Consider the following 26,426-nt stretch of genomic DNA (forward strand, 5'->3'; position numbering starts at 1 on the left):
GTGGTTTCACCACATCAACCAAGCGCATGCTTGATGAATCCATAACACAGAAAGAAAAATCAGGGGGACGAGAGAATGAGAAATGGTGCTGATAGGCAGATTCGAACTGCCGACCTCACCCTTACCAAGGGTGCGCTCTACCAACTGAGCCATATCAGCGCATCTTGGAGCGGGCAGTGGGAATCGAACCCACATCATCAGCTTGGAAGGCTGAGGTAATAGCCATTATACGATGCCCGCATCTTAGAACTCGGCTACCTGACTTAATCTGCAGAAACTTGAAAGGAAGGGCTTGGCCACTTCACTCTTCATCGAGAGCGTTGCTCTCGCCTTGAGTGTGTATTGGGAGTTCGATCTTCTGAATCACCCTGAGACTCAAGGTTAAATATGGTGGTGGGGGAAGGATTATTCGTCACTTCGTTCCTCACCCTTCGGGCCGCCGCTTTGCGTCGTTGTCTCGCTACGCTCGGCTCGAACCTTATCGAAGGTTTTCACCTTCCCCTTAAGTGCTCATCTGAATTCCTAATGCGAAATCAGCTTGAGGCTCAAGGTTAAATATGGTGGTGGGGGAAGGATTCGAACCTTCGAAGTCGATGACGGCAGATTTACAGTCTGCTCCCTTTGGCCGCTCGGGAACCCCACCTAATTGTAAGTACTTGAATGGTGCCGGCACCAAGAGTCGAACTCGGGACCTACTGATTACAAGTCAGTTGCTCTACCAACTGAGCTATGCCGGCATCAAGTGCTGCGCATTCTAGGTAGAGCTGGCCTATGATGCAACAAAAAAATTGCATTAGTCACCTTTTTGCTCACAAAACGGCCATTTTTTAAATGGACGTAGCATTATTAACCGCGATTAGCTTAATTTGCATCCAGCACATTAGCGATGGTAATCGACACCGCAAATGAAAATCTATCCAAAAAAACCAGATGTTCCTTACATCCCGGCAATCTTATCGCCGCTGACTGAATATAATTTGAGCTACCTCCCCAAAATAGAGCAATTCGCCCCAGTATAGTGCTTATCTGTTAAAAACGGTCTGCCCCATTTAAGGGTAATTGTACCGTCATATAAGGGTAATTGTACCGTCATATATTTGGCCTGTTTATTGCTTACAGATAAATATCTGCGCGATTAAGGATTTTTGAGAGGTTTTATCATGAAGATAGTTTTACTTAATGCGGCTACATTGCCTGTCTACCACAGTGAGCTGGCAAGATTATTGATGGATGCAGTCTCTCATGGCGCCTCTATTGGCTATAACACTCGCTCCCTTTCACAGGAAGAAGCCGAGAACTATTTTAGTGGCCTGTGCCCCGCTATCGCAAAAGGATCACTTTTATTATGGATAGCTCGTGATGAAACAGGAATCACAGGGACTATCCAGTTAGATCTTTGTCAAAAGTCGAATGGCTTAAATCGGGCTGAAGTACAGAAGTTATTAGTACACAGCCGTAGTCGGCGTGCTGGTATTGGACATAAATTGATTGTAGAAATGGAGAAAGTGGCCGTTCAGCTGCGCCGAGGACTGCTTTATCTCGATACCCAAGCGGGTTCTCCTGCCGAATCCTTTTACCGTGCGCAAGGCTATTTCTGCATGGGAGAGATTCCTGATTATGCCTGCACACCGGATGGTAATTATCACCCGACAGCGATTTACTTCAAGCGTTTATTTACTGTTAATCAATCACATACGGCGGTAGCAAGTTAACTGTTGAAACCGCTGCCAGTAAAAAGGTCAGGGCTTACAATAAGTCTTCCGAATTGATTGGAATAGCAACACACTTCAAAGAAATCACTCACTAAGCACAAAAATCTCTACGCCAAAAAGCCAGCTGCCTATAATATGCAGCTTATTTCTTATCTGGAGTTGGCGTCCAGCGCCTTGTCCACCTGCGTTAACAGGCAGAATTTGGCTTATGACAAAAAGAGATCAATCTTTAGCGACGCCTTATCTACAGTTCGATCGTACTCAGTGGGCAGCTCTACGTGACTCAGTACCATTGACACTCACAGAAGAAGAGATCGTTAAGCTCAAAGGGATTAACGAAGATCTTTCATTAGATGAAGTGGCACAGATTTATCTACCACTCTCGCGCCTGCTTAATTTTTATATCAGTTCTAACCTGCGTCGCCAGGCTGTTCTGGAGCAATTCCTTGGAACCGATGGTCAGCGGATTCCTTATGTTATTGGTATTGCAGGCAGTGTTGCTGTCGGTAAAAGTACAACCGCCCGTTTATTGCAGGCGTTGCTGAGCCGCTGGCCGGAACATCGCAGTGTAGAGCTGATTACTACAGACGGTTTTCTTTATCCAAATAAGGTGCTTAATGAGCGCGGTTTGATGAAGAAAAAAGGATTCCCGCAATCCTATGATATGCATAATTTGGTGAAATTCGTTTCTGAAGTAAAATCAGGCGCTGACCATGTGACTGCACCAGTTTATTCTCATCTAATATACGATGTCGTGCCTGATGGTAATAAGATTATTAAGCAGCCAGACATCCTGATATTAGAAGGATTAAATGTACTCCAGAGTGGTATGGATTACCCTCACGATCCCCATCGTGTATTTGTATCTGACTTTGTAGATTTCTCGATATATGTTGATGCGCCTGAGGAACTACTTCAAAGTTGGTATATTAATCGGTTCCTTAAATTTCGTCAGGGTGCATTTTCTAATCCTGATTCTTACTTCCATAACTATGCGAAACTGCCTGAGACCGAGGCCGTCAAGATCGCAACCCAGTTGTGGAAAGAGATTAATGGACTGAATCTAAAGCAGAATATATTACCGACGCGTGAGCGGGCAAGCCTGATAATGACCAAGAGTGCCAATCATGCAGTCGAAAGTGTGCGCCTAAGAAAATAAAAAATTGCGGGCAGTCAATCACTGCCCGCGTAATTATTTATTAAGCACCACGAAGAGATATCTCGCCGCCAATATAAGGTTTTACATCACCGTTCTGCTCCAATAGTAATGCACCTTGCTGATCGATACCTCGAGCTATCCCATATATCTCTTGATTTCCAATAATCAATTTCACTCGACGATCAAGGTAATTATCCATTTCTCGCCAGCGAGAAATAAAGGCCGATAAGCCTTCATTTTCAAATTTAACCACTGCCAGTCGTAATTCGGATAATAACTCAGCCGTTAGCTTATTACGGTCGATAATAACACCCGCTTCTTGCAAATTAATCCAGTCTTGGCTAATAGCATTGGTTGTCGATTCACGCATTGTCAGATTGATACCGGCACCAATCACCAACTGGGCAGCATCACCTGTTTTCCCCGTTAGCTCGACTAATATACCTGCTAATTTTTTATCATTTAAGTACAGATCATTCGGCCACTTAACTCGAACCTTTTCAGCGCCCAGCTTGTGTAGCACCTCAGCCATGACTATCCCAACAACCAAGCTTAACCCCATTGCCGCCGCAGGGCCTTGTTCCAGACGCCAGAACATGGAGAGGTAGAGATTAGCACCAAAAGGCGATATCCACTGACGCCCGCGTCTGCCGCGCCCAGCGTGTTGGTATTCAGCCACACAGGCATCGCCTGATTTAAGTTCGGCGATGCGGTCCAGTAGATATTGGTTAGTCGAGTCAACAACAGGTAATACGGCCACCTGCCCTGTAGGCAAGTGACTCAATATTTTTTGTTCATCCAACAATTGAATAGGCGCAGGTAGGCTATAACCTTTGCCGGGAACCGTGAAAACATCTAATCCCCACTCTCTGATCGTTTGTATATGCTTGTTAATCGCGGCACGGCTCATGCCAAACATTGTACCTAGCTGCTCGCCAGAGTGAAAAGTACCATCCGCTAATATACCGATTAACCGTAAAGGGATTTTAAAATCTTTCACGACAAACGCTCCACAGCATTAACCTCACCATTACTGGCAATAAAGCGCACTTCTGGTTCTAACCAGATTGAAAATTTCTTTGCGACCTGCTGACGGATATAACTGGCAAGACCAAGTACATCCTGACCTGTGGCCTCTGCAAGGTTAATCAGAACCAGAGCTTGCTGTTGATGTACCGCCGCCCCGCCGATCTGGTGTCCTTTAAGTGCGCATTGGTCGATAAGCCAACCGGCGGCCAGCTTTATCGATCCATCGGGTTGTCGATAATGAGGTGCATTAGGATAATGTTTTACAATGTCTTCGGCGACAGCAGCATCTACTACCGGATTTTTGAAAAAGCTACCTGCATTACCGGTCACTGTTGGGTCTGGCAGTTTGCTACGGCGCATCGCACAGACAGAGTTGAAGATGTCTTGCGCGGTAACACTTGATGGGTCCATGCGGATTAAATCACCATAGCCCAGTGTCGGCGTCCATGATTTCATTAATTTGATACCCACAGCGACGATGGCAAATCCATCACCATACTGATGCTTAAATATGCTATCGCGATAACCAAATTGACACTCTTGAGCTGAAAGGCGCAAAACGGTACCTTTATCCATATCAAGTAAATCAACGTATTCGCATACTTTTTGCAGTTCAACGCCATAGGCACCGATATTTTGAATCGGTGCAGAGCCGACACAGCCGGGAATTAACGCTAGGTTCTCTAAGCCTGGCATGTTGTTTTGCAATGAATAACAGACCAATTGATGCCAGTTTTCCCCAGCCCCAACATGCAGATGCCAAGCAGTATCATCTTCAGTAGAAATGATGCCTTTTATGCGATTAAGTAATACTGTTCCTGAATAATTTTCGATAAATAGAACATTACTACCTTCACCAAGCAAAAGTACGGGTTGATGCTTAGAGACTGATTCACGCCATGCGCTGATCAATTCCTCAGGCGAATTGGCACTGATTACGTTGCTCGCGTAAGCTGATAGCGCGAAAGTATTGAGATGTTTTAGCGGGGAACCTTGATTCGACATTACATTAGATACTCATTCTAACTAGCTCTGGCGCTAGTCTAACCGATCATAATACGCATATTGTATTTTGTTTTAAGTGAAGACATAAAAAACGCCCTCTACTCGTTGGGTGTCCAACTTTCAGGGTGCAGTTCAGTAGCAGAGTTTTTTTTACTTTTGTATTTTGCACATAGCAAAAACCCCACGCTTTTGGCATGGGGTCTCGACTTTATTTGATGCCTGCCAGTGTCCACAGTATTCGTCTCATCTTTAAGATGAGTCTCACCCCTAACGGGGCCAGCGCAGACGCTGTTCAAACTGCGTTCACAGTTTGTCGCATGTCATGCTCCAGTCGCTCTCGGTTAAAACCCATAAACAAAAAAGGCCACCCGTTAGGGTAGCCTGTTTTGTTTATTTGATGCCTGGCAGTGTCCTACTCTCGCATGGGGAGACCCCACACTACCATCGGCGCTACGGCGTTTCACTTCTGAGTTCGGCATGGGATCAGGTGGGACCACCGCGCTATGGCCGCCAGGCAAATTCTGTTTTAACCAACCCGTTCAGTATCAAATACCAAACCAATTAGCTCAATCTCGGAACTTCGCTGAAAATCAAGAGTATACGTATCATACCGATACTCACCCTTTCGGGTTCGCCACTCATGGCGCTCAAAATCGTTTCACTCGATTTTGTCTCAAATAGCCAAAACACCTTTGGTGTTGTAAGGTTAAGCCTCACGGATCATTAGTACTGGTTAGCTCAATGCATCGCTGCACTTACACACCCAGCCTATCAACGTCATAGTCTTTAACGTTCCTTCAGGGGGCTTAAAGCCCCAGGGAAGACTCATCTCGAGGCAAGTTTCCCGCTTAGATGCTTTCAGCGGTTATCTCTTCCGAATTTAGCTACCGGGCAATGCCATTGGCATGACAACCCGAACACCAGTGATTCGTCCACTCCGGTCCTCTCGTACTAGGAGCAGCCCCTCTCAATCTTCCAACGCCCACGGCAGATAGGGACCGAACTGTCTCACGACGTTCTAAACCCAGCTCGCGTACCACTTTAAATGGCGAACAGCCATACCCTTGGGACCTACTTCAGCCCCAGGATGTGATGAGCCGACATCGAGGTGCCAAACACCGCCGTCGATATGAACTCTTGGGCGGTATCAGCCTGTTATCCCCGGAGTACCTTTTATCCGTTGAGCGATGGCCCTTCCATTCAGAACCACCGGATCACTAAGACCTACTTTCGTACCTGCTCGAGCCGTCACTCTCGCAGTCAAGCTAGCTTATGCCTTTGCACTAACCTCACGATGTCCGACCGTGATTAGCTAACCTTCGTGCTCCTCCGTTACTCTTTGGGAGGAGACCGCCCCAGTCAAACTACCCACCAGACACTGTCCTCACCCCGGATTACGGGGCCGAGTTAGAACATCAAACATTAAAGGGTGGTATTTCAAGGTTGGCTCCATGCAGACTGGCGTCCACACTTCAATGCCTCCCACCTATCCTACACATCAAGGCTCAATGTTCAGTGTCAAGCTATAGTAAAGGTTCACGGGGTCTTTCCGTCTTGCCGCGGGTACACTGCATCTTCACAGCGAGTTCAATTTCACTGAGTCTCGGGTGGAGACAGCCTGGCCATCATTACGCCATTCGTGCAGGTCGGAACTTACCCGACAAGGAATTTCGCTACCTTAGGACCGTTATAGTTACGGCCGCCGTTTACTGGGGCTTCGATCAAGAGCTTCGCCGTAAGGCTGACCCCATCAATTAACCTTCCAGCACCGGGCAGGCGTCACACCGTATACGTCCACTTTCGTGTTTGCACAGTGCTGTGTTTTTATTAAACAGTTGCAGCCAGCTGGTATCTGCGACTGGCTTCGGCGCCGAGAGCAAGTCTCTTTACCTAATGCCAGCGTGCCTTCTCCCGAAGTTACGGCACCATTTTGCCTAGTTCCTTCACCCGAGTTCTCTCAAGCGCCTGAGTATTCTCTACCTGACCACCTGTGTCGGTTTGGGGTACGATTTAATGTTACCTGATGCTTAGAGGCTTTTCCTGGAAGCTTGGCATCAACTACTTCTGCACCGTAGTGCATCGTCATCACACCTCAGCGTTGATAAGCAACCGGATTTACCAAGTCACTCCGCCTACATGCTTAAACCGGGACAACCGTCGCCCGGCTAGCCTAGCCTTCTCCGTCCCCCCTTCGCAGTAACACCAAGTACAGGAATATTAACCTGTTTCCCATCGACTACGCTTTTCAGCCTCGCCTTAGGGGTCGACTCACCCTGCCCCGATTAACGTTGGACAGGAACCCTTGGTCTTCCGGCGTGCGGGTTTTTCACCCGCATTATCGTTACTTATGTCAGCATTCGCACTTCTGATACCTCCAGCAACCCTCACAGGTCACCTTCAACGGCTTACAGAACGCTCCCCTACCCAACAACGCCTAAGCGTCGCTGCCGCAGCTTCGGTGCATGGTTTAGCCCCGTTACATCTTCCGCGCAGGCCGACTCGACCAGTGAGCTATTACGCTTTCTTTAAATGATGGCTGCTTCTAAGCCAACATCCTGGCTGTCTATGCCTTCCCACATCGTTTCCCACTTAACCATGACTTTGGGACCTTAGCTGGCGGTCTGGGTTGTTTCCCTCTTCACGACGGACGTTAGCACCCGCCGTGTGTCTCCCGTGATAACATTCTTCGGTATTCGGAGTTTGCATCGGTTTGGTAAGTCGGGATGACCCCCTAGCCGAAACAGTGCTCTACCCCCGAAGATGAGTTCACGAGGCGCTACCTAAATAGCTTTCGGGGAGAACCAGCTATCTCCCGGTTTGATTGGCCTTTCACCCCCAGCCACAAGTCATCCGCTAATTTTTCAACATTAGTCGGTTCGGTCCTCCAGTTAGTGTTACCCAACCTTCAACCTGCCCATGGCTAGATCACCGGGTTTCGGGTCTATACCTTGCAACTAGACGCCCAGTTAAGACTCGGTTTCCCTACGGCTCCCCTATTCGGTTAACCTTGCTACAAAATATAAGTCGCTGACCCATTATACAAAAGGTACGCAGTCACACCACGAAGGTGCTCCCACTGCTTGTACGTACACGGTTTCAGGTTCTATTTCACTCCCCTCGCCGGGGTTCTTTTCGCCTTTCCCTCACGGTACTGGTTCACTATCGGTCAGTCAGGAGTATTTAGCCTTGGAGGATGGTCCCCCCATATTCAGACAGGATGTCACGTGTCCCGCCCTACTCATCGAGTTCACAGAATATGCATTTTTGTGTACGGGACTATCACCCTGTACCGTGCGACTTTCCAGACGCTTCCACTAACACATAAACTGATTCAGACTCTGGGCTCTTCCCCGTTCGCTCGCCGCTACTGGGGGAATCTCGGTTGATTTCTTTTCCTCGGGGTACTTAGATGTTTCAGTTCCCCCGGTTCGCCTTGCATGGCTATGTATTCACCATGCAATAGTGCAACGAATTGCACTGGGTTTCCCCATTCGGGTATCGTCGGTTATAACGCTTCATATCAGCTTACCGACGCTTTTCGCAGATTAGCACGCCCTTCATCGCCTCTGACTGCCTAGGCATCCACCGTGTACGCTTAGTCGCTTAACCTCACAACCCGAAGGTGTCTTTACAGACATCTTGCGCTGTGATTATTTGAGAGACTCTAATACAGGTTACTCCTCATCTCAGTACATCTACGGAGAGATAAGTTTCAGCTGTATTGTTTCAATTTTCAGCTTGTTCCAGATTGTTAAAGAGCAATATCTTAAACACGACTCGTTAAAGTCATCTTTAAGATATTCAGTGATAATGTCTTTCACACATTATCGGATTGGCGTCCCCAAGGGGATTCGAACCCCTGTTACAGCCGTGAAAGGGCAGTGTCCTAGGCCTCTAGACGATGGGGACACGAAGTACCGATTAAACCGAAATCTAACCGTTCGCGTCAGCATGAGTCGAAACTCACGACATCAACAGGTGCTCTTGCTCATTACATTCATCAGACAATCTGTGTGGACACTACGCAATGCGTATCGTTAGGTAAGGAGGTGATCCAACCGCAGGTTCCCCTACGGTTACCTTGTTACGACTTCACCCCAGTCATGAATCACAAAGTGGTAAGCGCCCTCCCGAAGGTTAAGCTACCTACTTCTTTTGCAACCCACTCCCATGGTGTGACGGGCGGTGTGTACAAGGCCCGGGAACGTATTCACCGTAGCATTCTGATCTACGATTACTAGCGATTCCGACTTCATGGAGTCGAGTTGCAGACTCCAATCCGGACTACGACAGACTTTATGTGGTCCGCTTGCTCTCGCGAGTTCGCTTCACTTTGTATCTGCCATTGTAGCACGTGTGTAGCCCTACTCGTAAGGGCCATGATGACTTGACGTCATCCCCACCTTCCTCCGGTTTGTCACCGGCAGTCTCCCTTGAGTTCCCACCATTACGTGCTGGCAACAAAGGATAAGGGTTGCGCTCGTTGCGGGACTTAACCCAACATTTCACAACACGAGCTGACGACAGCCATGCAGCACCTGTCTCACGGTTCCCGAAGGCACTTAAGCATCTCTGCTAAATTCCGTGGATGTCAAGAGTAGGTAAGGTTCTTCGCGTTGCATCGAATTAAACCACATGCTCCACCGCTTGTGCGGGCCCCCGTCAATTCATTTGAGTTTTAACCTTGCGGCCGTACTCCCCAGGCGGTCGACTTAACGCGTTAGCTCCGGAAGCCACGCCTCAAGGGCACAACCTCCAAGTCGACATCGTTTACAGCGTGGACTACCAGGGTATCTAATCCTGTTTGCTCCCCACGCTTTCGCACCTGAGCGTCAGTCTTTGTCCAGGGGGCCGCCTTCGCCACCGGTATTCCTCCAGATCTCTACGCATTTCACCGCTACACCTGGAATTCTACCCCCCTCTACAAGACTCTAGCTTGCCAGTTTCAAATGCAGTTCCCACGTTAAGCGCGGGGATTTCACATCTGACTTAACAAACCGCCTGCGTGCGCTTTACGCCCAGTAATTCCGATTAACGCTTGCACCCTCCGTATTACCGCGGCTGCTGGCACGGAGTTAGCCGGTGCTTCTTCTGCGAGTAACGTCAATCAATCGTGCTATTAACACGACTGCCTTCCTCCTCGCTGAAAGTGCTTTACAACCCGAAGGCCTTCTTCACACACGCGGCATGGCTGCATCAGGCTTGCGCCCATTGTGCAATATTCCCCACTGCTGCCTCCCGTAGGAGTCTGGACCGTGTCTCAGTTCCAGTGTGGCTGGTCATCCTCTCAGACCAGCTAGGGATCGTCGCCTAGGTGAGCCATTACCTCACCTACTAGCTAATCCCATCTGGGTTCATCCGATGGCGTGAGGCCCGAAGGTCCCCCACTTTGCTCTTGCGAGGTCATGCGGTATTAGCTACCGTTTCCAGTAGTTATCCCCCTCCATCAGGCAGATCCCCAGACATTACTCACCCGTCCGCCGCTCGCCGGCAGAGTAGTAAACTACTCCCCGCTGCCGCTCGACTTGCATGTGTTAGGCCTGCCGCCAGCGTTCAATCTGAGCCATGATCAAACTCTTCAATTTAAGATTTGTTTGATTTGCTATGAGTTAACATAGCGATGCTCAAAGATTACTTTCTGCAAATATGCATTCGAACCGAAGTTCAAATGTGTACTGCTTTGGTCACTCTTCAAGACTTTGATATTATTTCTGCCTGTCGAAACAGGCTTCGATATCGTCTTGCGAGTGCCCACACAGATTGTCTGATAAATTGTTAAAGAGCAGTGAGTTAGCAACCTTCCGGTCATCAACTCGAGGTGCGCATATTACGCTTTCCTCACTCAGAGTCAACTACTTATTTCGTTGAATTTCTCTGTTCTCTTTGCCGGTCACTTAACTACTTGATTCGTTGTGTGCCGTCTCGATGGATGCGCATTATAGGGAGTCGAGTTTTTTGCACAACTCTTTTTTCGTCTTTTTCTACTGTTTGAATACTTTTCACTCCTTACGCGCAGATCTTGGTCGATCCGTCGCATTTTCACTGACTTCCCCGCCACCGATTGGTTGTAATTCCAGCAACAAAGGCTAGTATTGCCAGTAAAATGTGACCGTATAAAAGAGGTTATTGTTATGTCTGATGCTATTCGCCCGTATTTACATTATTTACCTACGCTAGGTGATCGCGTCATGGTCGATGGATCCAGTGTGATCATTGGCAATGTTGTTCTGGGCAATGATGTTAGTGTCTGGCCGCTGGTCGCAATTCGGGGTGATGTCAATCAGGTCGTCATCGGCGCACGTTCAAATATTCAAGACGGTAGTGTGTTACATGTGACCCATAAGTCTGAACATAATCCTGAAGGAAACCCGCTGATTATTGGCGAGGACGTGACCGTTGGGCATAAAGCCATGCTTCATGGTTGTACTATCGGCAACCGAGTGCTCGTTGGAATGGGATCGATCCTGTTAGATGGGGCCGTAATAGAAGATGATGTGATGATTGGAGCTGGCAGCCTAGTCGCTCCAGGGAAACGGTTAGTTAGCGGTTACCTCTATATGGGCAGCCCCGCTAAACAAGTCCGCCCATTAACACCAGCAGAATTTAAAGGTCTGCTCTACTCTGCCGGTAACTATGTGCGCTGGAAAGATGACTATCTGGCTGAAACTCAATAAGTAGTCATGGACGATGCAGGAAATAGGCCATTATCTTTCCTGCATTATTCTGCGCTCTTCTATTTACCTAACTCATCACGCAACTGATTTAAGACCGGCGCAATGTCAGGCATCACACCATGCCAGAGTTGGAAAGCATGTGCCGCTTGTCCCACCAGCATACCCAAACCATCCGCGTAGTTTGTCACACCGAGCCTCTTGCTCCAGACTATGAATGGGGTGTCATCAGCTTGATAGAACATATCATAGCAGCGTGTTTGCGGGACGATGATATCCGTAGGTAAGTTTGGAACCTCGCCATGAATACCTGAAGCAGTGGCATTTATGATTAAATCAAATTGCTGTCCATGCAGAGCTTGCATTTCGGCAGCATCGATATCACCTAAATGGTGGAATACTTCAGCAAGCTGCTGCGCACGCGAATAAGTGCGATTAGTCATCACCACCTTGCACCCGAATGAGAGTAAAGGGAGGATAACACCTCGGGCCGCCCCACCCGCCCCCACTAACAGGATAGTGTCGGTTTCTTGGATCAGGTCCAGCCGTTGAAGATCACTAAGCAAGCCAATGCCGTCGGTATTGTCACCTAATAAGCGGCCATCCTTTAATTGCTTGATCGTATTAACCGCCCCTGCCAATGATGCACGATCCGTCAGCTCATCACATTTAGCATGCGCGCGTTCTTTAAACGGCGTGGTGATGTTCGCACCCGCTGCGCCACGCGCAAAAAAGGACGCCAATACGTCCTCAAATGTATCATTAGGTGCAAGTACTTTACCGTATTGATGCTCTATACCTGTTTGCTCAGCAAAAAGCGCATGGATCCTCGGCGATTTACTGTGCCCAATGGGATTACCAAACACTGCGAACTTCTGATCCATGCTATTTCCTACCCTTGACGAAATTGCTTACCAGTTAAGGCGTCTCTGATTTCAGATGGGTTTAAACGACCACCCACCTTACCAAAGAGCACCGGTAGTGAAGGGCCAAATTGTGTTCTCACTTCTTCATCGGTACGGCAAGGCTCATGACCACTTAAATTGGCGCTGGTTGAAACCAGTGGCTTGCCATATTGCAAGCAAAGCTGTTGTACAAGTGGGTGGTCACTCACTCTCACGGCCAATGAACCAAAGCTACCCGTTAGCCAGCGTGGTGTTTCAGCTCGAGCAGGAATGACCCACGTTACCGCCCCTGGCCAACAGGAAAAAATAGTCTCTCGTTGTGAGTCACTTAACGCCGAGTCATCAATATAAGGTTTCAATTGTTCATAATTGGCTGCAATCAGGATCAAACCTTTCTGCCATGGTCGCTGTTTTAAGGCTAATAAGGCATTCACTGCTTTTTCGCTATCAGGGTCACAGCCTAAGCCAAAAACAGCTTCTGTCGGATAGGCAATAACCTCTTCTTGCTGCAATGCCCGCAGCACATCAGCCAAAACGTCACTCTTCTCTTTTATGCTTACACTGTTATCACTCACTTGCCACGACCTTCCCACATAACTTGCTGGCGCAAAAACGTTTGACGCCTTGTGCTGTTCTCTTTTCCATTAATAATGGATAGTGGCAATAGCCACAGTTTCCAGCGATAGGCTGCTGGTTAATGGTAAATTGGCAATCCGGATAACGGTTACAGGCATGAAAAACCTTCCCAAACCGTGACTTGCGCTGTAGCAGTTTTCCTTGGCCGCATTGCGGGCAGTCGATCGTCGTCTCATCAGGTTTATCAATCACTTCGGTATGGTCACATTGTGGATATTGGCTGCAACCAATAAACATACCAAAACGCCCTTGCCGCAATACCATTTCTGACCCACATTCTGGACAGAACTGCCCATCCAGAACTTTCACGATATGACCATCAGATTGCGCTTTCAGCGGGCGCATATACTGGCAGTCAGGATAATGCGAACAACCAAGGAATGGGCCATGGCCACCGCTGCGAATGACTAAAGCCGATCCGCATTCAGGACACGACCCATTATCCTTGGCAGTAACTGTTTTCGTCATAACGCCTTCTGTATTAAAGTTATCAGCCCGTCATGTTACCACTTAGTGCAAATAACCTTCATTGACTTCAAAAAGTAGCTCTTCCATCTGCTGGTAGGCAATTTCATAACCCGGTATGTTAAACAGCACCATCAGCACGACCCATTTAAGATCTTCCAGATCAATCTCATTAGAATCTAACGCCATAATACGATCGATAACCATTTCGCGGGTATCAAAGTGTAGTACCTGAATTTGTTCAAGAAATAGGATAAAACCACGACAAGTGGTATCCAAACGTTGAGACTCTTCCACAGTATAAATGCGTAACGCCTGTGGATCGGCGGCATAGAGATAAGGTGCTTTCTGCCCTTCTTGTAGGTCAGCCAGAGCCTCCAACCAGTTCAGAGCGTTGTTGATATCTTCACGATAGAAACCTGCGTCAGCAAGATCGTCGGTAATCTTATCTTGGTCGACAAGCATTTCCGACTCGTTATGCATATAAGTTTCAAATAAGTAAATTAAAACGTCGAACATGGCCTGCCCTCCTTAATCGGACATAGCCGCCGGGTACTGCTGCGATCCACCCTGCTAACTCCAGCTCGAGCAATTTGCTTACGATGTCTGGCACAGGTTGGCCGGCACGTTCGGCGACGACATCAACGGGTGTCACCTCATCTCCTACGTTAGCCAACACATCAGCAAATGGCAATTCAACTTGCCCCTCTGATGAAGAAATAATTGCTTTCTCAGGTAATGATATCCATTGAAGTGAACCGCCTAGCTGCTCGGCGACCCCTTGTACCGAACTCGCCAAGTAGGCTCCTTGCTGAATCAGCCAATGCACACCTTCACTGGTTGCACTCCCTAATGGCCCCGGCAGAGCAAAAACATCTCTCCCTTGCTCAATAGCATAGCGGGCAGTAATTAAAGAGCCACTTTTCAGTGTGGCTTCGACAACGAGTACAGCCGAGCTTAATCCACTGATGATGCGGTTTCTTCGAGGGAAATGGGCAGCAATCGGTAATGCCGTCGTCAAAAACTCAGAGACCAATGCCCCGCCCTGATGTTCAATCGATTCGGCTAACTGACTATGTCGCCGTGGATAGATATTTTCTAATCCGCTGCCTAATACTGCGATAGTCTTCCCTTTCGCACTCAACGCCGCCTGATGACAAATCCCATCGATCCCCATGGCGAGGCCGCTAGTGATAACTAATCCAGTTCGGGCCAGTTCCGAAGCAAAATGACGGCCCCACTGTTCGCCATAATGGCTAAAATGGCGGCTCCCGACCATGGCGATCTGTGGGCGATAGATAACGTCCAGTTCACCGGAAACAAAAAGTATCAAGGGTGCGCCCGAAATATGGGTTAAGCGGGGTGGATAGCCTGGTTCACCATGAGCTAATAAGTGATGAGAGGAGTGATTCAGCCAGGTTAATGTCGCTTCAATATAGTGGGGATCTACCTGATAAAACTGCTGACATTGTTGTGGATTTAGCCCATAAGCGGCCAATCTGCCAGGATGAATATCACCACTGGTGAGTAATCGCCTGACCAATCCACTGCTCTTCGCTACGCCAAATCCCTTAACCTTGCTCATCCTGAGCCATAATTCTGCTGCTAACATATCGCCTCCCTGGCTTGTTTCCTAAGCTGACACCGATTAGTTCAATTGGTAGCCAATGCTGTCAATCCGAGCGAGAAATGTCTAGAATAGAGATTGAATATCATTCACTACTCGGACGCAGATCTAGATATTTATGTCAGTATTACAAGTATTACATTACCCAGATGAGCGGCTGCGCAAAATTGCTGCGCCGGTAAAAGAAGTCAATGGTGAAATCCAGCGCATTGTGGACGACATGTTCGAAACGATGTACGCAGAGGAAGGTATTGGTCTTGCCGCAACACAAGTGGATGTTCACCTGCAAATTATCGTCATTGATGTCTCGGAAAACCGTGACCAACGTTTGGTGCTGATTAATCCAGAGTTGTTGGAAAAAAGCGGTGAAACTGGCATCGAAGAAGGTTGTTTATCAATTCCTGAGCAACGTGCATTAGTGCCTCGAGCCGAAAAGGTAAAAATCAGAGCGCTGGACCGTGACGGTAAACCGTTCGAGCTGGAAGCCGATGATTTATTAGCGATTTGTATCCAGCATGAGATGGATCACTTGGTTGGAAAACTGTTTGTGGACTATTTGTCACCGCTGAAACGTCAGCGTATCCGCCAAAAGCTGGAGAAACTGGCCAAGTTGAATGCCCGTGACAACTAACCCTTTCTAATGCAGGAAATCTACGTGTCTGACTCTTTGCGGATTATTTTTGCCGGAACTCCTGATTTTGCAGCGCGCCATCTCGGCGCGTTGTTGTCTTCCCAGCATCAGATTGTTGGTGTTTTCACTCAACCAGACCGCCCGGCCGGACGAGGCAATAAGCTCACCCCTAGCCCGGTTAAAGTATTGGCAGAACAACAGGGTATCCCCGTTTTTCAGCCAAAATCATTGCGGCCAGAAGAGAACCAACATTTAGTTGCCGATCTTAATGCAGATATTATGGTCGTGGTGGCTTATGGCCTGATTTTACCAGCATCTGTATTGGCAATGCCGCGGTTAGGCTGCATCAATGTCCATGGTTCCCTGCTGCCACGCTGGCGTGGTGCCGCACCTATCCAACGTTCAGTATGGGCTGGAGATGCAAAAACTGGGATAACCATCATGCAGATGGATGTTGGGCTAGATACTGGCGATATGTTGCATAAGATTGAATGTGATATTCAGCCGGAAGATACTAGCGCGACACTGTACGATAAATTGGCACAATTAGGCCCTCAAGGCTTATTGATTACACTGCAACAATTGGCCGAAGGCCGTGCGCAGCCAGAAGTACAAGATGAAGCACACGTGACTTACGCAGAAAAACTCAGCAAAGAAGAGGCTAAATTGGATTGGTCACTTTCTGCTGCTCAGTTAGAACGTTGTATTCGTGCTTTTAATCCTTGGCCAGTTAGCTATTTTGTCGTTGATGAACAGCCGGTCAAAGTCTGGCAAGCACAGGTACTCCCTGCGGTTGATAATACTCAGCCCGGTACCATCATTCATGCAGATAAGCATGGTATCCAAGTAGCAACCGCAGAGGGTGTTTTAAATATCACGCAGCTGCAACCTGCCGGGAAAAAAACCATGTCTGCCGCTGACTTATTAAATTCGCGTCGCGAGTGGTTTACGTCCGGAAGTCAGCTAGCATAATAGATTTACTCACTATAAATTTCATCGCCCGATACTTCATCGTCGGGCCACTTTCCCTTTATTTGCTGACGTTTGTCGGCTTTTTTGGTTATGAAAAACACATATAATCTCCGCAGCATCGCTGCCAAAGCAATTAGCCAAGTATTGGATCAGGGGCAATCGCTCAGTACCGTTTTGCCTGGGTTACACAACAGTATTTCTGATAAAGATCGCGCATTGCTGCAGGAGTTGTGTTTTGGCACTTTGCGTGTCTTGCCGCAATTAGAGTGGTGTATCCAGCAGTTGATGGCTCGCCCGATGACGGGTAAGCAGCGCGTTTTCCATTATCTGATTATGGTTGGACTGTATCAGTTGATCTACACGCGCATTCCTCCTCATGCCGCTCTGGCAGAAACCGTTGAGGGTGCTACTGCGCTAAAACGCCCACAATTAAAGGGGCTGATTAACGGTGTATTGCGCCAATTCCAGCGCCAACAAGTTGAACTACTGGAGCGTGCGGCAAATAATGATAGCCGCTATCTACATCCAAGCTGGCTATTGGCACGGATCAAGCTGGCATATCCCGATCAGTGGCAGCAGATTTTGGATGCGAATAACCAAAAGCCGCCAATGTGGTTGCGTGTTAATCGCCTACATCACACTCGCAATGAATATCTCGAACTGTTAAAACAAGTCGATATAGATGCAGCGCCCCATGAGGTTTATCCCGATGCGCTGCGCCTGATCACTCCTTGTGCCGTCAGTGCGCTACCTGGTTTTGAACTTGGCTGGGTCACCGTGCAGGATGCATCGGCCCAAGGTTGTGTTGATCTGCTTGATCCACAAAATGGCGAGCAGATCCTTGATCTCTGCGCAGCCCCCGGCGGTAAGACAACCCATATTCTGGAAGCTGCACCAAAGGCGCATGTATTGGCGGTTGATATTGATGAGCAACGCCTCAGCCGAGTGAAAGAGAACTTACAGCGCCTACAGCTCCATGCTGTAGTGCGCGTCGGCGATGGTAGAACCCCAGAGGCATGGTGCGAAGATCAACAATTTGATCGTATTCTGTTAGATGCCCCCTGCTCTGCAACCGGGGTTATCCGCCGTCACCCCGATATCAAATGGTTACGCCGAGACAGTGACATTGCTGAGCTAGCTCAATTGCAATCTGAGATCATTGAAGCTATCTGGCCTAAACTGAAAAAAGGTGGCGTAATGGTTTATGCTACCTGCTCTATATTGCCGGAAGAGAATCAGCAACAGATTACCGCTTTCTTGCAGCGTCATTCTGAAGCCGAATTGGTTGAAACAGGGACGACTGTGGCGCCCGGTAAACAGAACCTGCCCCACCCTGAGGATGGCGACGGTTTCTTTTATGCGAAGTTGATCAAAAGATAGTCGTGGCTTTTGCTATGCCTCAAACCTAATTTCAGTGTGAAACAGAGAACGCTATGAAAATAATTATTCTTGGGGCGGGGCAAGTTGGCGGAACCCTGGCGGAAAACTTGGTGGGAGAAAACAATGACATCACTGTCGTTGATGTTAACTCTAGCCGCCTACGTCAGTTGCAAGATAAATTTGATCTACGTGTAGTACAAGGGCATGGCTCACACCCGCGCGTGTTACGAGAAGCGGGGGCAGAAGATGCAGATATGTTGGTTGCAGTGACGAATTCTGATGAAACCAATATGGTGGCATGCCAAATCGCCTACTCGCTATTTAATACACCAAACCGTATTGCTCGTATTCGTTCAGCTGAATATATCCGTGAAGCCGACAAATTATTTCTTCCGGAAGCCGTCCCTATTGACCATCTAATATCGCCAGAGCAACTGGTTACCGATTATATCTATAAGTTAATCGAGTATCCTGGCGCATTACAGGTGGTCAATTTTGCGGAAGGTAAAGTCAGTATTGTCGCTGTTAAAGCCTATTATGGCGGGCCTCTTGTGGGGAATGCATTGTCATCCCTACGTGAACATATGCCGCATATTGATACCCGCGTTGCCGCTATATTTCGTCAAGATCGTCCAATTCGCCCACAAGGGTCAACGATCATTGAGGCAGGTGATGAAGTCTTCTTCGTCGCCGCTTCGCAACATATCCGCGCAGTAATGAGTGAGTTACAGCGTTTAGAGAAACCCTACAAGCGCATTATGATTGTTGGCGGCGGGAATGTGGGCGCAGGTTTAGCCCTACGGTTGGAAAAAGATTACAGCGTAAAATTAATCGAACGCGACCAGCAGAGAGCTGCCGAATTAGCCGAAATGCTGCATGACACCATCGTTTTTTATGGCGATGCATCAGACCAAGAATTACTAGCAGAAGAGCACATCGAGCAGGTTGACGTTTTTATAGCGATTACCAATGATGATGAAGCCAATATTATGTCAGCGATGCTGGCAAAACGTATGGGTGCAAAAAAGGCGATGGTATTAATCCAACGTAGCGCTTATGTGGATTTGGTACAGGGAAGTGTTATTGATATTGTTATCTCGCCACAACAAGCCACTATTTCCGCACTGTTGGGTCATGTCCGTAAAGCGGATATTGTCAGCGTGTCCTCGTTGAGACGTGGTGTCGCCGAGGCAATAGAAGCTATTGCTCATGGTGATGAAAGCACGTCAAAAGTTGTTGGCCGAATGGTTGAAGATATCAAACTGCCACCAGGTACGACGATTGGGGCCATTGTGCGCGGCGATGAAGTTATCATTGCTAACGGTAATTCAGTCATTAAGCAGGGCGATCATGTGGTGATGTTTATTACTCACAAGAAATTTGTTCCCGACGTTGAACGACTGTTCCAACCAAGTCCATTCTTTTTGTAATAAATAACAATTAAGTTAGCCAAACTGGCTTATAAATTAAAACTATTCCCATGGGGTATTAGGAAAAATTTCCTATAATTATGCTCGTACCGAGTTTTATTTAGCTAAGATTAAGTCATTCATTTTGAAATGGGGTGTAGGTTATGAGTTTTATGAAGGAGTTTCGTGAATTTGCCATGCGTGGCAATGTGGTCGACTTAGCTGTCGGTGTCATTATTGGTGCGGCATTTGGCAGAATCGTTTCTTCACTTGTTGCCGATATTATCATGCCCCCCTTGGGCTTATTACTCGGTGGTGTAGATTTTAAACAATTCCATTTCGTATTACGTGCTGCTGAGGGCACGATACCCGCAGTTGTAATGAATTACGGTACCTTCATCCAAAGTATTTTTGATTTTGTTATTGTGGCCCTGGCAATATTCTCCGCAGTTAAGCTTATGAATAAAATGCGCCGTGAAAAAGCGGAAGAACCCGCAGCAGCGCCAGTACCAACAACTGAAGAGAAGTTGTTAGCCGAGATTCGTGATTTGCTGAAAGCACAGCAATCAAAATAATTCAGATTGAGTAAGACATTAACGCCATCAACCCGATGGCGTTTTTATTACCGTAAATCAGGAGACCAGTGGTAAAGAATCTATTGATTGCTTACCACTGGTCTCCCAGTTACCACCCTTTGCATGTTTATCTTTACGCTGGTAACTCCCTTTCCCCTTACTATTTTTCTCAATACGCTGCCTGAAAAGTGGGTCATGGAGTAGCGCTTCTAATGCGTTATCTTTTATCTTTCCTTTGGTATGGCGATATGTCGTCATAATAGTGCCTCACTAATGATGGTGTAGATTAAAATACCAACAAGATAATACTGTTTGTTTGAACCGATTTAAACTCCTCATCGAAAAAATGTAGTCTTAAACTAATTCTTCAGCCGCCCCTTGCTCCAAAGCTTCCAAAATAGAGCAATAAGTCGTCGCATGTGAACTTCCACAACAGGCATTGCTGAGACGTTTTAGTGACTCACGCATTTTTTTAAGTTCAATAATCTTGCTTTCCACATCATGCAATCGCGAATCTACAATCGCCTTAGACTCTTGACATGTATGATGCGCAGGATCGACGCGGATCGACAGCAATTCAGCGATAGTATCCAATGTGAAGCCAAGCTGCTTCGCATAACGAATAAAGCGCAAGCGCTGCAAATCTTGTTCATTGTAAAGTCTATAACCGCCCTCCGTCCGTTCACCGTGTTGCATCATGCCTTGCTTTTCATAGTACCGAATAGTATCTGGTGTAACATCGGCGAGTTTGGCGAGTTGCCCAATTTTTAACATTGCTTATCCCTCGTTTGACAGCTTATCAGCCACCTTATACTGATACTCTAGATGCAGAAAATCAGTGCTAAGCCCCGCTTGCCTTAATCGCATTTCTAACAAGGCCAACCGCTTATGTAGTTTGGGATGATGATCATGCTGTTCATCTAGCTGCAATAGCAAGTCAACAATAGTAAGAGCCTCCTGGCGGTCCTGCAATTCAAAAGGAAGATATCCTGCATTTTTCAGTATTCTATACCCGACTCTCAGATCAAGAGGAACAAGGGCATCATCATCGAGTTGTAGGGGTTTGCCATTTCCTGGCAGATTATCGAGCTCGCCATTTGCTAGGGCTTGGATAATGTGTCTTTCAGCCCATTCATCAATTAATGCCATATCGCACCCAAGTGAGGAGATCTCGCAAAGCCGAAGGTTAGTTAAGATTAATGGATTCGCGGATAAATAATAGGAGAAAAGAGGCAAAGCGCGAGGATGTAATATCAGGTCATTGAATTATGGACGTAAAAAAACCGGGCAAGCCCGGTTTTTTTACGCGTTTACAGATTACTCTGCAGCAACTACTTCTGCTTGCGATGCAGCACGATCAACTAACTCGATGTAAGCCATCGGTGCGTTGTCGCCTGCACGGAAGCCACACTTCAGAATGCGAGTGTAACCACCGGCGCGGCTCGCGAAACGCGGGCCTAGCTCGTTAAACAGTTTTGCCACGATCTCGTTATCACGAGTACGGGCGAATGCCAGACGACGATTAGCTACGCTGTCGGTCTTGGCAAGAGTAATCAGCGGCTCAACAACGCGACGCAGCTCTTTCGCTTTCGGCAGGGTCGTCTTGATTATCTCATGACGAACCAAAGAGCCGGCCATGTTACGGAACATAGCCTGGCGATGGCTGCTGTTACGGTTCAGTTGACGACCACTCTTACGATGGCGCATGACCTTATCCTTCTCAGTAAAACCTTAACCTGTGATCCGGTTACTCGTCAGCAATGCTAGCTGGCGGCCAATTTTCTAGGCGCATGCCTAAAGAAAGACCACGTGAAGCGAGCACGTCTTTAATCTCAGTAAGAGATTTTTTACCCAGGTTCGGCGTTTTCAGCAACTCAACCTCGGTACGCTGTACCAGATCACCGATGTAGTGGATAGCTTCTGCCTTGAGGCAGTTAGCAGAGCGGACAGTCAATTCCAGATCGTCAACAGGGCGCAGCAGGATCGGATCAAACTCTGGCTTCTCTTCTTTAACTTCCGGCTGACGTACATCACGTAGGTCAACGAAAGCTTCAAGCTGTTCAGCCAAGATAGTTGCCGCACGGCGGATCGCCTCTTCAGGATCGATCGTACCATTGGTTTCCATCTCGATAACCAACTTGTCCAGGTCGGTACGCTGTTCTACACGCGCTGCTTCAACATTGTAGGCAATTCGCTCTACAGGGCTATAGCATGCGTCTACTAACAGACGACCAATCGGGCGCTCATCTTCTTCCGAATGAATTCGGGCAGAAGCCGGCACATAACCACGACCACGTTGAACTTTGATACGCATACTAATAGATGCGTTTTCATCGGTCAGGTGGCAGATAACGTGCTGCGGCTTGACGATTTCGACATCACCATCATGGGTGATATCGGCTGCAGTCACAGGGCCAATGCCAGACTTATTCAGGGTAAGAATAACTTCATCTTTACCCTGAACTCTCACCGCCAGCCCTTTCAGGTTGAGCAGGATCTCCAGGATATCTTCCTGTACGCCTTCTTTGGTGCTGTACTCATGCAGTACACCATCAATCTCAACCTCGGTCACCGCGCAACCCGGCATAGATGAAAGCAGAATACGGCGCAGTGCGTTGCCGAGAGTATGGCCAAAGCCACGCTCTAACGGCTCAAGGGTCACCTTGGCGTGCGTCGAACTGACTTGCTCGATATCTACCAGGCGCGGTTTTAGAAACTCTGTCACAGAACCCTGCATTGTGTCCTCTCTTTGGTACTAAGCTTTACTTGGAGTAAAGCTCGACGATCAGGTGTTCATTAATGTCCGCAGACAGATCAGTACGTTCAGGAATACGTTTGAACACACCTTCCATCTTGACAGCATCAACTTCCAGCCAAGTCGGCTTTTCACGCTGCTCAGCCAGCTCCAAAGCTGCCTTAACACGAGACTGCTTTTTAGCTTTCTCACGGATGCTGACTACGTCATTCGGAGATACCTGATAAGAAGCGATGTTAACAACGCGACCATTTACCATGATAGCTTTATGACTAACCAGCTGACGTGATTCAGCACGAGTTGCGCCAAAGCCCATACGGTAAACTACGTTATCCAGACGACCTTCCAGCAGTTGCAACAGGTTTGCACCGGTGTTGCCTTTCAGACGTGCTGCTTCTTTATAGTAGTTACGGAATTGACGTTCTAGAACACCATAGATACGGCGAACTTTTTGCTTTTCACGTAACTGCACACCGTAGTCAGACAGACGCGGTTTACGCGCACCGTGCTGGCCAGGTGGTTGTTCGATCTTACACTTGGTGTCAATCGCACGAACACCAGACTTAAGGAATAAGTCTGTGCCCTCACGACGGCTCAGCTTGAGCTTAGGCCCCAAATATCTTGCCATTTTCTCTCTCCAACAAACCTAAAAGCAGCGTTATACGCGGCGCTTTTTCGGCGGACGACAACCGTTATGAGGGATCGGAGTCACATCAGTAATATTAGTGATGCGGAAACCAGCCGCGTTTAACGCACGGATAGTAGACTCACGGCCCGGACCAGGTCCTTTAACCATAACTTCCAGATTCTTGATACCGTATTCTTTCACTGCGTCAGCGCAGCGCTCTGCTGCAACTTGCGCTGCAAACGGAGTAGACTTACGAGATCCACGGAAACCGGAACCACCTGCTGTTGCCCAACCCAATGCGTTACCTTGACGATCTGTAATGGTAACGATGGTGTTGTTGAAAGAAGCATGGATATGAGCCACACCGTCAGAGACTGTCTTTCTTACACGCTTACGTGCACGAATAGGTGCCTTTGCCATTATTCAATCACCCCGATTATTTCTTGATCGGTTTACGCGGACCCTTACGGGTACGTGCGTTGGTCTTAGTACGCTGACCGCGAACTGGTAGACCACGACGATGACGCAAACCACGATAAGTCCCAAGGTCCATCAGACGCTTGATGCTCAGGGTCACCTCACGACGCAGATCACCTTCTACAACGTACTTGGCAACTTCGTCACGCAGCTTCTCGATTTGCTCTTCAGACAGCTCACTGATCTTAACATTTTCAGCAATACCCGCTGCAACACAGATAGCCTGTGAGCGAGTTTTACCGATGCCGTAGATCGCAGTTAATGCGATAACGGTATGTTTCTGATCAGGAATGTTAATGCCTGCTATACGGGCCACTATGCACTCCTACTATTTTATACAGCAATACCATTCTGAAAAGCCCGTTTTCAGGATACTCAAATAGTATTGCAGTCACATACAAAAGATTGGCTGGCTAATCTAGCCAGCTCAACCCAACTTTGCAAGAAAAATATGCAAGATAAATCAGCCTTGACGCTGTTTATGCTTTGGTTCGGCACTGCAGATTACGCGAACGACACCGTTACGCTTAACAATTTTGCAGTTACGACATAATTTCTTGACGGAAGCACGAACTTTCATTTTTACTCTCCGTAACTTCTCAAACATCCCTGATTAGCGGTTATAGCCTTTCAGGTTTGCTTTCTTCAATGCAGACTCGTACTGACTCGACATCATTAGAGTTTGCACTTGAGCCATAAAGTCCATGATGACCACCACTACGATAAGTAGGGAGGTACCACCAAAGTAAAATGGTACTTTCATCGCGTCACGCATGAACTCCGGGATCAGGCAGATGAAAGTAATATACATCGCACCAATTAAGGTTAGACGCGTCATTACTTTATCGATGTACTTCGCCGTTTGCTCTCCCGGACGAATTCCTGGCACGAATGCACCGGACTTCTTCAGGTTATCTGCTGTTTCACGCGGGTTGAAAACTAGCGCCGTGTAGAAGAAACAGAAGAAGATGATTGCAGACGCATAGAGTAACACATAAAGCGGCTGTCCTGGCTGCAAATACATCGAAATAGTCGTCAGCCAGTTCCAACCTGTCCCACCCCCAAACCATGATGCAATCGTGGCAGGGAACAGAATTATGCTGGAAGCAAAGATTGCTGGGATAACCCCGGCCATATTCACTTTCAACGGTAAGTGTGTGCTCTGTGCTGCATAAACACGACGACCTTGTTGACGTTTAGCATAGTTAACGACGATACGGCGTTGACCACGTTCAATGAAAACAACGAAGAAGGTTACTGCAAACACTAATACTGCAACCAACAGCAACAGGAGGAAGTGCAGGTCGCCTTGCCGAGCTTGCTCGATGGTATGGGCTATTGCAGGTGGTAGACCGGCAACAATACCAGCAAAGATTATGATTGAAATACCGTTACCGATACCACGCTCAGTAATCTGTTCGCCAAGCCACATAAGGAACATTGTCCCAGTGACCAAGCTAACAACAGCGGTAAAATAGAAGGCAAAGCCTGGATTTATTACCAGACCTTGCATCCCAGGCATATTCGGTAGACCGGTAGCAATACCGATCGATTGGAATATAGCCAATACCAACGTGCCATAACGGGTATACTGACTAATCTTACGACGGCCAGCCTCCCCTTCTTTCTTTATTTCAGCTAACGCTGGATGAACCACCGTTAACAGTTGGATAATAATTGATGCCGAAATATACGGCATGATACCCAAGGCAAAGATAGAAGCACGACTGAGAGCACCACCAGAGAACATGTTAAACATTTCAATGATGGTCCCTCTCTGCTGCTCGAGCAATTTAGCAAGCACAGTGGCATCGATACCAGGAATCGGAATAAAAGAGCCGATACGGAAAACAATAAGCGCACCGATAACAAACAAAAGTCTGCGCTTCAGTTCGCCTAATCCGCCTTTAGCACTTTGAAAATCTAATCCTGGTTGCTTAGCCATCTGCTACTTATTCCTCAATTTTACCGCCAGCAGCTTCGATAGCAGCACGAGCGCCTTTGGTGACACGCAGACCACGAAGAGTTACCGCACGAGTGATTTCGCCTGAAAGCATAACTTTCGCGAACTCAATCTGGGTACCAACAACGTTAGCGGCTTTCAGCGTGTTCAGGTCGATTACGTCGCCTTCCACTAAAGCCAGTTCAGACAGACGAACTTCTGCCGTGATCATAGCTTTGCGAGAGGTGAAGCCGAATTTCGGCAAACGACGATATAAAGGCATCTGACCACCTTCAAAACCACGACGTACGCCACCACCAGAACGTGAGTTCTGACCTTTGTGACCACGACCAGCGGTTTTACCCAGGCCAGAACCAATACCACGACCTACACGCTTCGGCGCATGCTTGGCACCTTCAGCCGGAGACAGAGTATTTAAACGCATCTG

At 47.7% G+C, this 26,426-nt stretch carries 26 protein-coding genes, 5 tRNA genes, 3 rRNA genes and 1 other RNA gene; 8 read left to right on the forward strand and 27 right to left on the reverse strand.

The window, feature by feature from the left end; genetic code table 11:
- Nucleotides 1-83: 83 nt before the first annotated feature.
- The 5 genes from ACZ76_RS07520 to ACZ76_RS07535 all read right to left on the reverse strand — a co-directional run bounded on the left by ACZ76_RS07520 (nt 84) and on the right by ACZ76_RS07535 (nt 737).
- Nucleotides 84-159 (reverse strand) — tRNA-Thr (locus tag ACZ76_RS07520).
- 6 nt (nt 160-165) lie between these two features.
- Nucleotides 166-240 (reverse strand) — tRNA-Gly (locus tag ACZ76_RS07525).
- Nucleotides 241-388: 148 nt separating this feature from the next.
- Nucleotides 389-515: non-coding RNA, RtT sRNA (locus tag ACZ76_RS18265), on the reverse strand.
- 43 nt (nt 516-558) lie between these two features.
- A tRNA-Tyr gene (locus tag ACZ76_RS07530) sits at nt 559-643 on the reverse strand.
- An 18-nt stretch (nt 644-661) separates the two neighbouring features.
- A tRNA-Thr gene (locus ACZ76_RS07535) sits at nt 662-737 on the reverse strand.
- Nucleotides 738-1,160: 423 nt separating this feature from the next.
- On the opposite strand from ACZ76_RS07535, the gene ACZ76_RS07540 reads away from it, so the two are divergent.
- Nucleotides 1,161-1,712, forward strand: a complete 552-nt coding sequence (locus ACZ76_RS07540; RefSeq protein WP_048618191.1) for a GNAT family N-acetyltransferase — start codon at nt 1,161-1,163, stop codon at nt 1,710-1,712.
- 208 nt (nt 1,713-1,920) lie between these two features.
- Entirely contained in the window at nt 1,921-2,871 is a 951-nt protein-coding gene (gene coaA / locus ACZ76_RS07545) for a type I pantothenate kinase (RefSeq protein ID WP_048618193.1), read from the forward strand.
- A gap of 40 nt (nt 2,872-2,911) precedes the next feature.
- On the opposite strand, the gene birA is transcribed toward coaA, so the two are convergent.
- The 6 genes from birA to ACZ76_RS07575 form a co-directional block, all read right to left on the reverse strand.
- Complete coding sequence (gene birA / locus ACZ76_RS07550) at nt 2,912-3,871, reverse strand: bifunctional biotin--[acetyl-CoA-carboxylase] ligase/biotin operon repressor BirA (RefSeq protein ID WP_048618195.1); 960 nt, start codon at nt 3,869-3,871, stop codon at nt 2,912-2,914.
- Complete coding sequence (gene murB / locus ACZ76_RS07555; RefSeq protein WP_048618197.1) at nt 3,868-4,905, reverse strand: UDP-N-acetylmuramate dehydrogenase; 1,038 nt, start codon at nt 4,903-4,905, stop codon at nt 3,868-3,870. Before murB ends, birA begins: the two co-directional genes overlap by 4 nt.
- A 399-nt stretch (nt 4,906-5,304) precedes the next feature.
- Nucleotides 5,305-5,420, reverse strand: a 5S ribosomal RNA gene (gene rrf / locus ACZ76_RS07560).
- 187 nt (nt 5,421-5,607) lie between these two features.
- Nucleotides 5,608-8,514, reverse strand: a 23S ribosomal RNA gene (locus ACZ76_RS07565).
- Nucleotides 8,515-8,738: 224 nt separating this feature from the next.
- A tRNA-Glu gene (locus ACZ76_RS07570) sits at nt 8,739-8,814 on the reverse strand.
- Between the two features lie 133 nt (nt 8,815-8,947).
- Nucleotides 8,948-10,490: ribosomal RNA gene (locus tag ACZ76_RS07575) — 16S ribosomal RNA — on the reverse strand.
- The 16S, 23S and 5S rRNA genes sit together here with 1 tRNA gene alongside, the layout of an rRNA operon.
- Nucleotides 10,491-11,036: 546 nt before the next feature.
- Here ACZ76_RS07575 and ACZ76_RS07580 point away from each other — a divergent pair.
- On the forward strand, nt 11,037-11,579 hold the full coding sequence (locus ACZ76_RS07580; protein ID WP_048618199.1) for a gamma carbonic anhydrase family protein: 543 nt from the start codon (nt 11,037-11,039) through the stop codon (nt 11,577-11,579).
- 59 nt (nt 11,580-11,638) lie between these two features.
- Here the strand turns inward: ACZ76_RS07580 and aroE are convergent, their stop codons facing one another.
- Genes aroE through dprA form a run of 5 tightly spaced genes read right to left on the reverse strand, consistent with a single transcriptional unit; the run spans nt 11,639 to nt 15,194 of the window.
- Nucleotides 11,639-12,460, reverse strand: coding sequence for a shikimate dehydrogenase (aroE, locus tag ACZ76_RS07585; RefSeq protein WP_048618200.1), 822 nt, complete (start codon nt 12,458-12,460; stop codon nt 11,639-11,641).
- Nucleotides 12,461-12,468: 8 nt separating this feature from the next.
- Nucleotides 12,469-13,056 carry an L-threonylcarbamoyladenylate synthase type 1 TsaC gene (gene tsaC, locus ACZ76_RS07590; protein ID WP_048618202.1) on the reverse strand — a complete coding sequence of 196 codons (588 nt, stop codon included), beginning with the start codon at nt 13,054-13,056 and terminating at the stop codon, nt 12,469-12,471.
- Entirely contained in the window at nt 13,049-13,585 is a 537-nt protein-coding gene (locus tag ACZ76_RS07595) for a DNA topoisomerase family protein (protein ID WP_032814323.1), read from the reverse strand. The genes tsaC and ACZ76_RS07595 overlap by 8 nt, the downstream gene beginning before the upstream one ends.
- 42 nt (nt 13,586-13,627) lie before the next feature.
- A complete protein-coding gene (locus ACZ76_RS07600; RefSeq protein ID WP_032814325.1) occupies nt 13,628-14,101 on the reverse strand; it encodes a DUF494 family protein in 474 nt (157 codons plus the stop codon).
- A complete protein-coding gene (dprA, locus tag ACZ76_RS07605) occupies nt 14,073-15,194 on the reverse strand; it encodes a DNA-protecting protein DprA (protein ID WP_048618205.1) in 1,122 nt (373 codons plus the stop codon). Before dprA ends, ACZ76_RS07600 begins: the two co-directional genes overlap by 29 nt.
- Nucleotides 15,195-15,327: 133 nt before the next feature.
- Here dprA and def point away from each other — a divergent pair, with 133 nt between their 5' ends.
- The 5 genes from def (at nt 15,328) to mscL (ending at nt 20,176) form a co-directional block, all read left to right on the forward strand.
- Nucleotides 15,328-15,840, forward strand: coding sequence for a peptide deformylase (gene def / locus ACZ76_RS07610; protein WP_048618208.1), 513 nt, complete (start codon nt 15,328-15,330; stop codon nt 15,838-15,840).
- A 24-nt stretch (nt 15,841-15,864) separates the two neighbouring features.
- Nucleotides 15,865-16,812, forward strand: coding sequence for a methionyl-tRNA formyltransferase (gene fmt / locus ACZ76_RS07615; RefSeq protein ID WP_048618209.1), 948 nt, complete (start codon nt 15,865-15,867; stop codon nt 16,810-16,812).
- Between the two features lie 90 nt (nt 16,813-16,902).
- Entirely contained in the window at nt 16,903-18,192 is a 1,290-nt protein-coding gene (gene rsmB, locus ACZ76_RS07620; RefSeq protein WP_048618211.1) for a 16S rRNA (cytosine(967)-C(5))-methyltransferase RsmB, read from the forward strand.
- A gap of 53 nt (nt 18,193-18,245) precedes the next feature.
- A complete protein-coding gene (trkA, locus tag ACZ76_RS07625; protein ID WP_048618213.1) occupies nt 18,246-19,622 on the forward strand; it encodes a Trk system potassium transporter TrkA in 1,377 nt (458 codons plus the stop codon).
- A 143-nt stretch (nt 19,623-19,765) separates the two neighbouring features.
- Nucleotides 19,766-20,176, forward strand: coding sequence for a large-conductance mechanosensitive channel protein MscL (gene mscL, locus ACZ76_RS07630; protein ID WP_048618214.1), 411 nt, complete (start codon nt 19,766-19,768; stop codon nt 20,174-20,176).
- Nucleotides 20,177-20,233: 57 nt separating this feature from the next.
- Here the strand turns inward: mscL and ACZ76_RS07635 are convergent, their stop codons facing one another.
- The 11 genes from ACZ76_RS07635 to rplO form a co-directional block, all read right to left on the reverse strand.
- Nucleotides 20,234-20,434 (reverse strand): alternative ribosome-rescue factor A, encoded by a 201-nt coding sequence (locus ACZ76_RS07635; RefSeq protein ID WP_048618217.1) that lies wholly within the window; start codon nt 20,432-20,434, stop codon nt 20,234-20,236.
- 96 nt (nt 20,435-20,530) lie between these two features.
- Entirely contained in the window at nt 20,531-20,950 is a 420-nt protein-coding gene (gene zntR, locus ACZ76_RS07640; protein ID WP_048618219.1) for a Zn(2+)-responsive transcriptional regulator, read from the reverse strand.
- Between the two features lie 3 nt (nt 20,951-20,953).
- Nucleotides 20,954-21,325 (reverse strand): DnaJ family domain-containing protein, encoded by a 372-nt coding sequence (locus tag ACZ76_RS07645; protein ID WP_048618221.1) that lies wholly within the window; start codon nt 21,323-21,325, stop codon nt 20,954-20,956.
- A 168-nt stretch (nt 21,326-21,493) separates the two neighbouring features.
- Nucleotides 21,494-21,883, reverse strand: coding sequence for a 50S ribosomal protein L17 (gene rplQ / locus ACZ76_RS07650; protein WP_004391407.1), 390 nt, complete (start codon nt 21,881-21,883; stop codon nt 21,494-21,496).
- Nucleotides 21,884-21,923: 40 nt separating this feature from the next.
- Nucleotides 21,924-22,913 carry a DNA-directed RNA polymerase subunit alpha gene (locus ACZ76_RS07655; RefSeq protein WP_002438685.1) on the reverse strand — a complete coding sequence of 330 codons (990 nt, stop codon included), beginning with the start codon at nt 22,911-22,913 and terminating at the stop codon, nt 21,924-21,926.
- 25 nt (nt 22,914-22,938) lie between these two features.
- Complete coding sequence (gene rpsD / locus ACZ76_RS07660) at nt 22,939-23,559, reverse strand: 30S ribosomal protein S4 (RefSeq protein WP_002218949.1); 621 nt, start codon at nt 23,557-23,559, stop codon at nt 22,939-22,941.
- 30 nt (nt 23,560-23,589) lie between these two features.
- Nucleotides 23,590-23,979, reverse strand: a complete 390-nt coding sequence (gene rpsK / locus ACZ76_RS07665) for a 30S ribosomal protein S11 (protein ID WP_004709234.1) — start codon at nt 23,977-23,979, stop codon at nt 23,590-23,592.
- A gap of 16 nt (nt 23,980-23,995) precedes the next feature.
- On the reverse strand, nt 23,996-24,352 hold the full coding sequence (gene rpsM / locus ACZ76_RS07670) for a 30S ribosomal protein S13 (RefSeq protein ID WP_004702348.1): 357 nt from the start codon (nt 24,350-24,352) through the stop codon (nt 23,996-23,998).
- Nucleotides 24,353-24,499: 147 nt separating this feature from the next.
- Complete coding sequence (rpmJ, locus tag ACZ76_RS17940) at nt 24,500-24,616, reverse strand: 50S ribosomal protein L36 (protein WP_002227352.1); 117 nt, start codon at nt 24,614-24,616, stop codon at nt 24,500-24,502.
- Between the two features lie 33 nt (nt 24,617-24,649).
- Nucleotides 24,650-25,981 (reverse strand): preprotein translocase subunit SecY, encoded by a 1,332-nt coding sequence (secY, locus tag ACZ76_RS07675; RefSeq protein WP_002213344.1) that lies wholly within the window; start codon nt 25,979-25,981, stop codon nt 24,650-24,652.
- Nucleotides 25,982-25,988: 7 nt separating this feature from the next.
- Nucleotides 25,989-26,423, reverse strand: coding sequence for a 50S ribosomal protein L15 (gene rplO / locus ACZ76_RS07680; RefSeq protein WP_004391411.1), 435 nt, complete (start codon nt 26,421-26,423; stop codon nt 25,989-25,991).
- Nucleotides 26,424-26,426: the final 3 nt, after the last annotated feature.

Origin of the sequence: Yersinia aleksiciae (genome assembly GCF_001047675.1) — a bacterium.
In the GTDB taxonomy this organism is placed as follows: Bacteria; Pseudomonadota; Gammaproteobacteria; order Enterobacterales; family Enterobacteriaceae; genus Yersinia; species Yersinia aleksiciae.

What these genes read in the sequence shown, in the direction of transcription:
- coaA (WP_048618193.1), top strand. Translation starts at nt 1,921, where the DNA reads ATGACAAAAAGAGATCAATCTTTAGCGACGCCTTATCTACAGTTCGAT.
- zntR (WP_048618219.1), bottom strand. Translation starts at nt 20,950, where the DNA reads ATGTTAAAAATTGGGCAACTCGCCAAACTCGCCGATGTTACACCAGAT.
- ACZ76_RS07595 (WP_032814323.1), bottom strand. Translation starts at nt 13,585, where the DNA reads ATGACGAAAACAGTTACTGCCAAGGATAATGGGTCGTGTCCTGAATGC.
- murB (WP_048618197.1), bottom strand. Translation starts at nt 4,905, where the DNA reads ATGTCGAATCAAGGTTCCCCGCTAAAACATCTCAATACTTTCGCGCTA.
- rpsD (WP_002218949.1), bottom strand. Translation starts at nt 23,559, where the DNA reads ATGGCAAGATATTTGGGGCCTAAGCTCAAGCTGAGCCGTCGTGAGGGC.
- ACZ76_RS07600 (WP_032814325.1), bottom strand. Translation starts at nt 14,101, where the DNA reads ATGTTCGACGTTTTAATTTACTTATTTGAAACTTATATGCATAACGAG.
- ACZ76_RS07655 (WP_002438685.1), bottom strand. Translation starts at nt 22,913, where the DNA reads ATGCAGGGTTCTGTGACAGAGTTTCTAAAACCGCGCCTGGTAGATATC.
- rplQ (WP_004391407.1), bottom strand. Translation starts at nt 21,883, where the DNA reads ATGCGCCATCGTAAGAGTGGTCGTCAACTGAACCGTAACAGCAGCCAT.
- ACZ76_RS07645 (WP_048618221.1), bottom strand. Translation starts at nt 21,325, where the DNA reads ATGGCATTAATTGATGAATGGGCTGAAAGACACATTATCCAAGCCCTA.
- ACZ76_RS07540 (WP_048618191.1), top strand. Translation starts at nt 1,161, where the DNA reads ATGAAGATAGTTTTACTTAATGCGGCTACATTGCCTGTCTACCACAGT.
- def (WP_048618208.1), top strand. Translation starts at nt 15,328, where the DNA reads ATGTCAGTATTACAAGTATTACATTACCCAGATGAGCGGCTGCGCAAA.
- mscL (WP_048618214.1), top strand. Translation starts at nt 19,766, where the DNA reads ATGAGTTTTATGAAGGAGTTTCGTGAATTTGCCATGCGTGGCAATGTG.
- trkA (WP_048618213.1), top strand. Translation starts at nt 18,246, where the DNA reads ATGAAAATAATTATTCTTGGGGCGGGGCAAGTTGGCGGAACCCTGGCG.
- rpmJ (WP_002227352.1), bottom strand. Translation starts at nt 24,616, where the DNA reads ATGAAAGTTCGTGCTTCCGTCAAGAAATTATGTCGTAACTGCAAAATT.
- aroE (WP_048618200.1), bottom strand. Translation starts at nt 12,460, where the DNA reads ATGGATCAGAAGTTCGCAGTGTTTGGTAATCCCATTGGGCACAGTAAA.
- dprA (WP_048618205.1), bottom strand. Translation starts at nt 15,194, where the DNA reads ATGTTAGCAGCAGAATTATGGCTCAGGATGAGCAAGGTTAAGGGATTT.
- rplO (WP_004391411.1), bottom strand. Translation starts at nt 26,423, where the DNA reads ATGCGTTTAAATACTCTGTCTCCGGCTGAAGGTGCCAAGCATGCGCCG.
- secY (WP_002213344.1), bottom strand. Translation starts at nt 25,981, where the DNA reads ATGGCTAAGCAACCAGGATTAGATTTTCAAAGTGCTAAAGGCGGATTA.
- rsmB (WP_048618211.1), top strand. Translation starts at nt 16,903, where the DNA reads ATGAAAAACACATATAATCTCCGCAGCATCGCTGCCAAAGCAATTAGC.
- ACZ76_RS07580 (WP_048618199.1), top strand. Translation starts at nt 11,037, where the DNA reads ATGTCTGATGCTATTCGCCCGTATTTACATTATTTACCTACGCTAGGT.
- ACZ76_RS07635 (WP_048618217.1), bottom strand. Translation starts at nt 20,434, where the DNA reads ATGACGACATATCGCCATACCAAAGGAAAGATAAAAGATAACGCATTA.
- rpsK (WP_004709234.1), bottom strand. Translation starts at nt 23,979, where the DNA reads ATGGCAAAGGCACCTATTCGTGCACGTAAGCGTGTAAGAAAGACAGTC.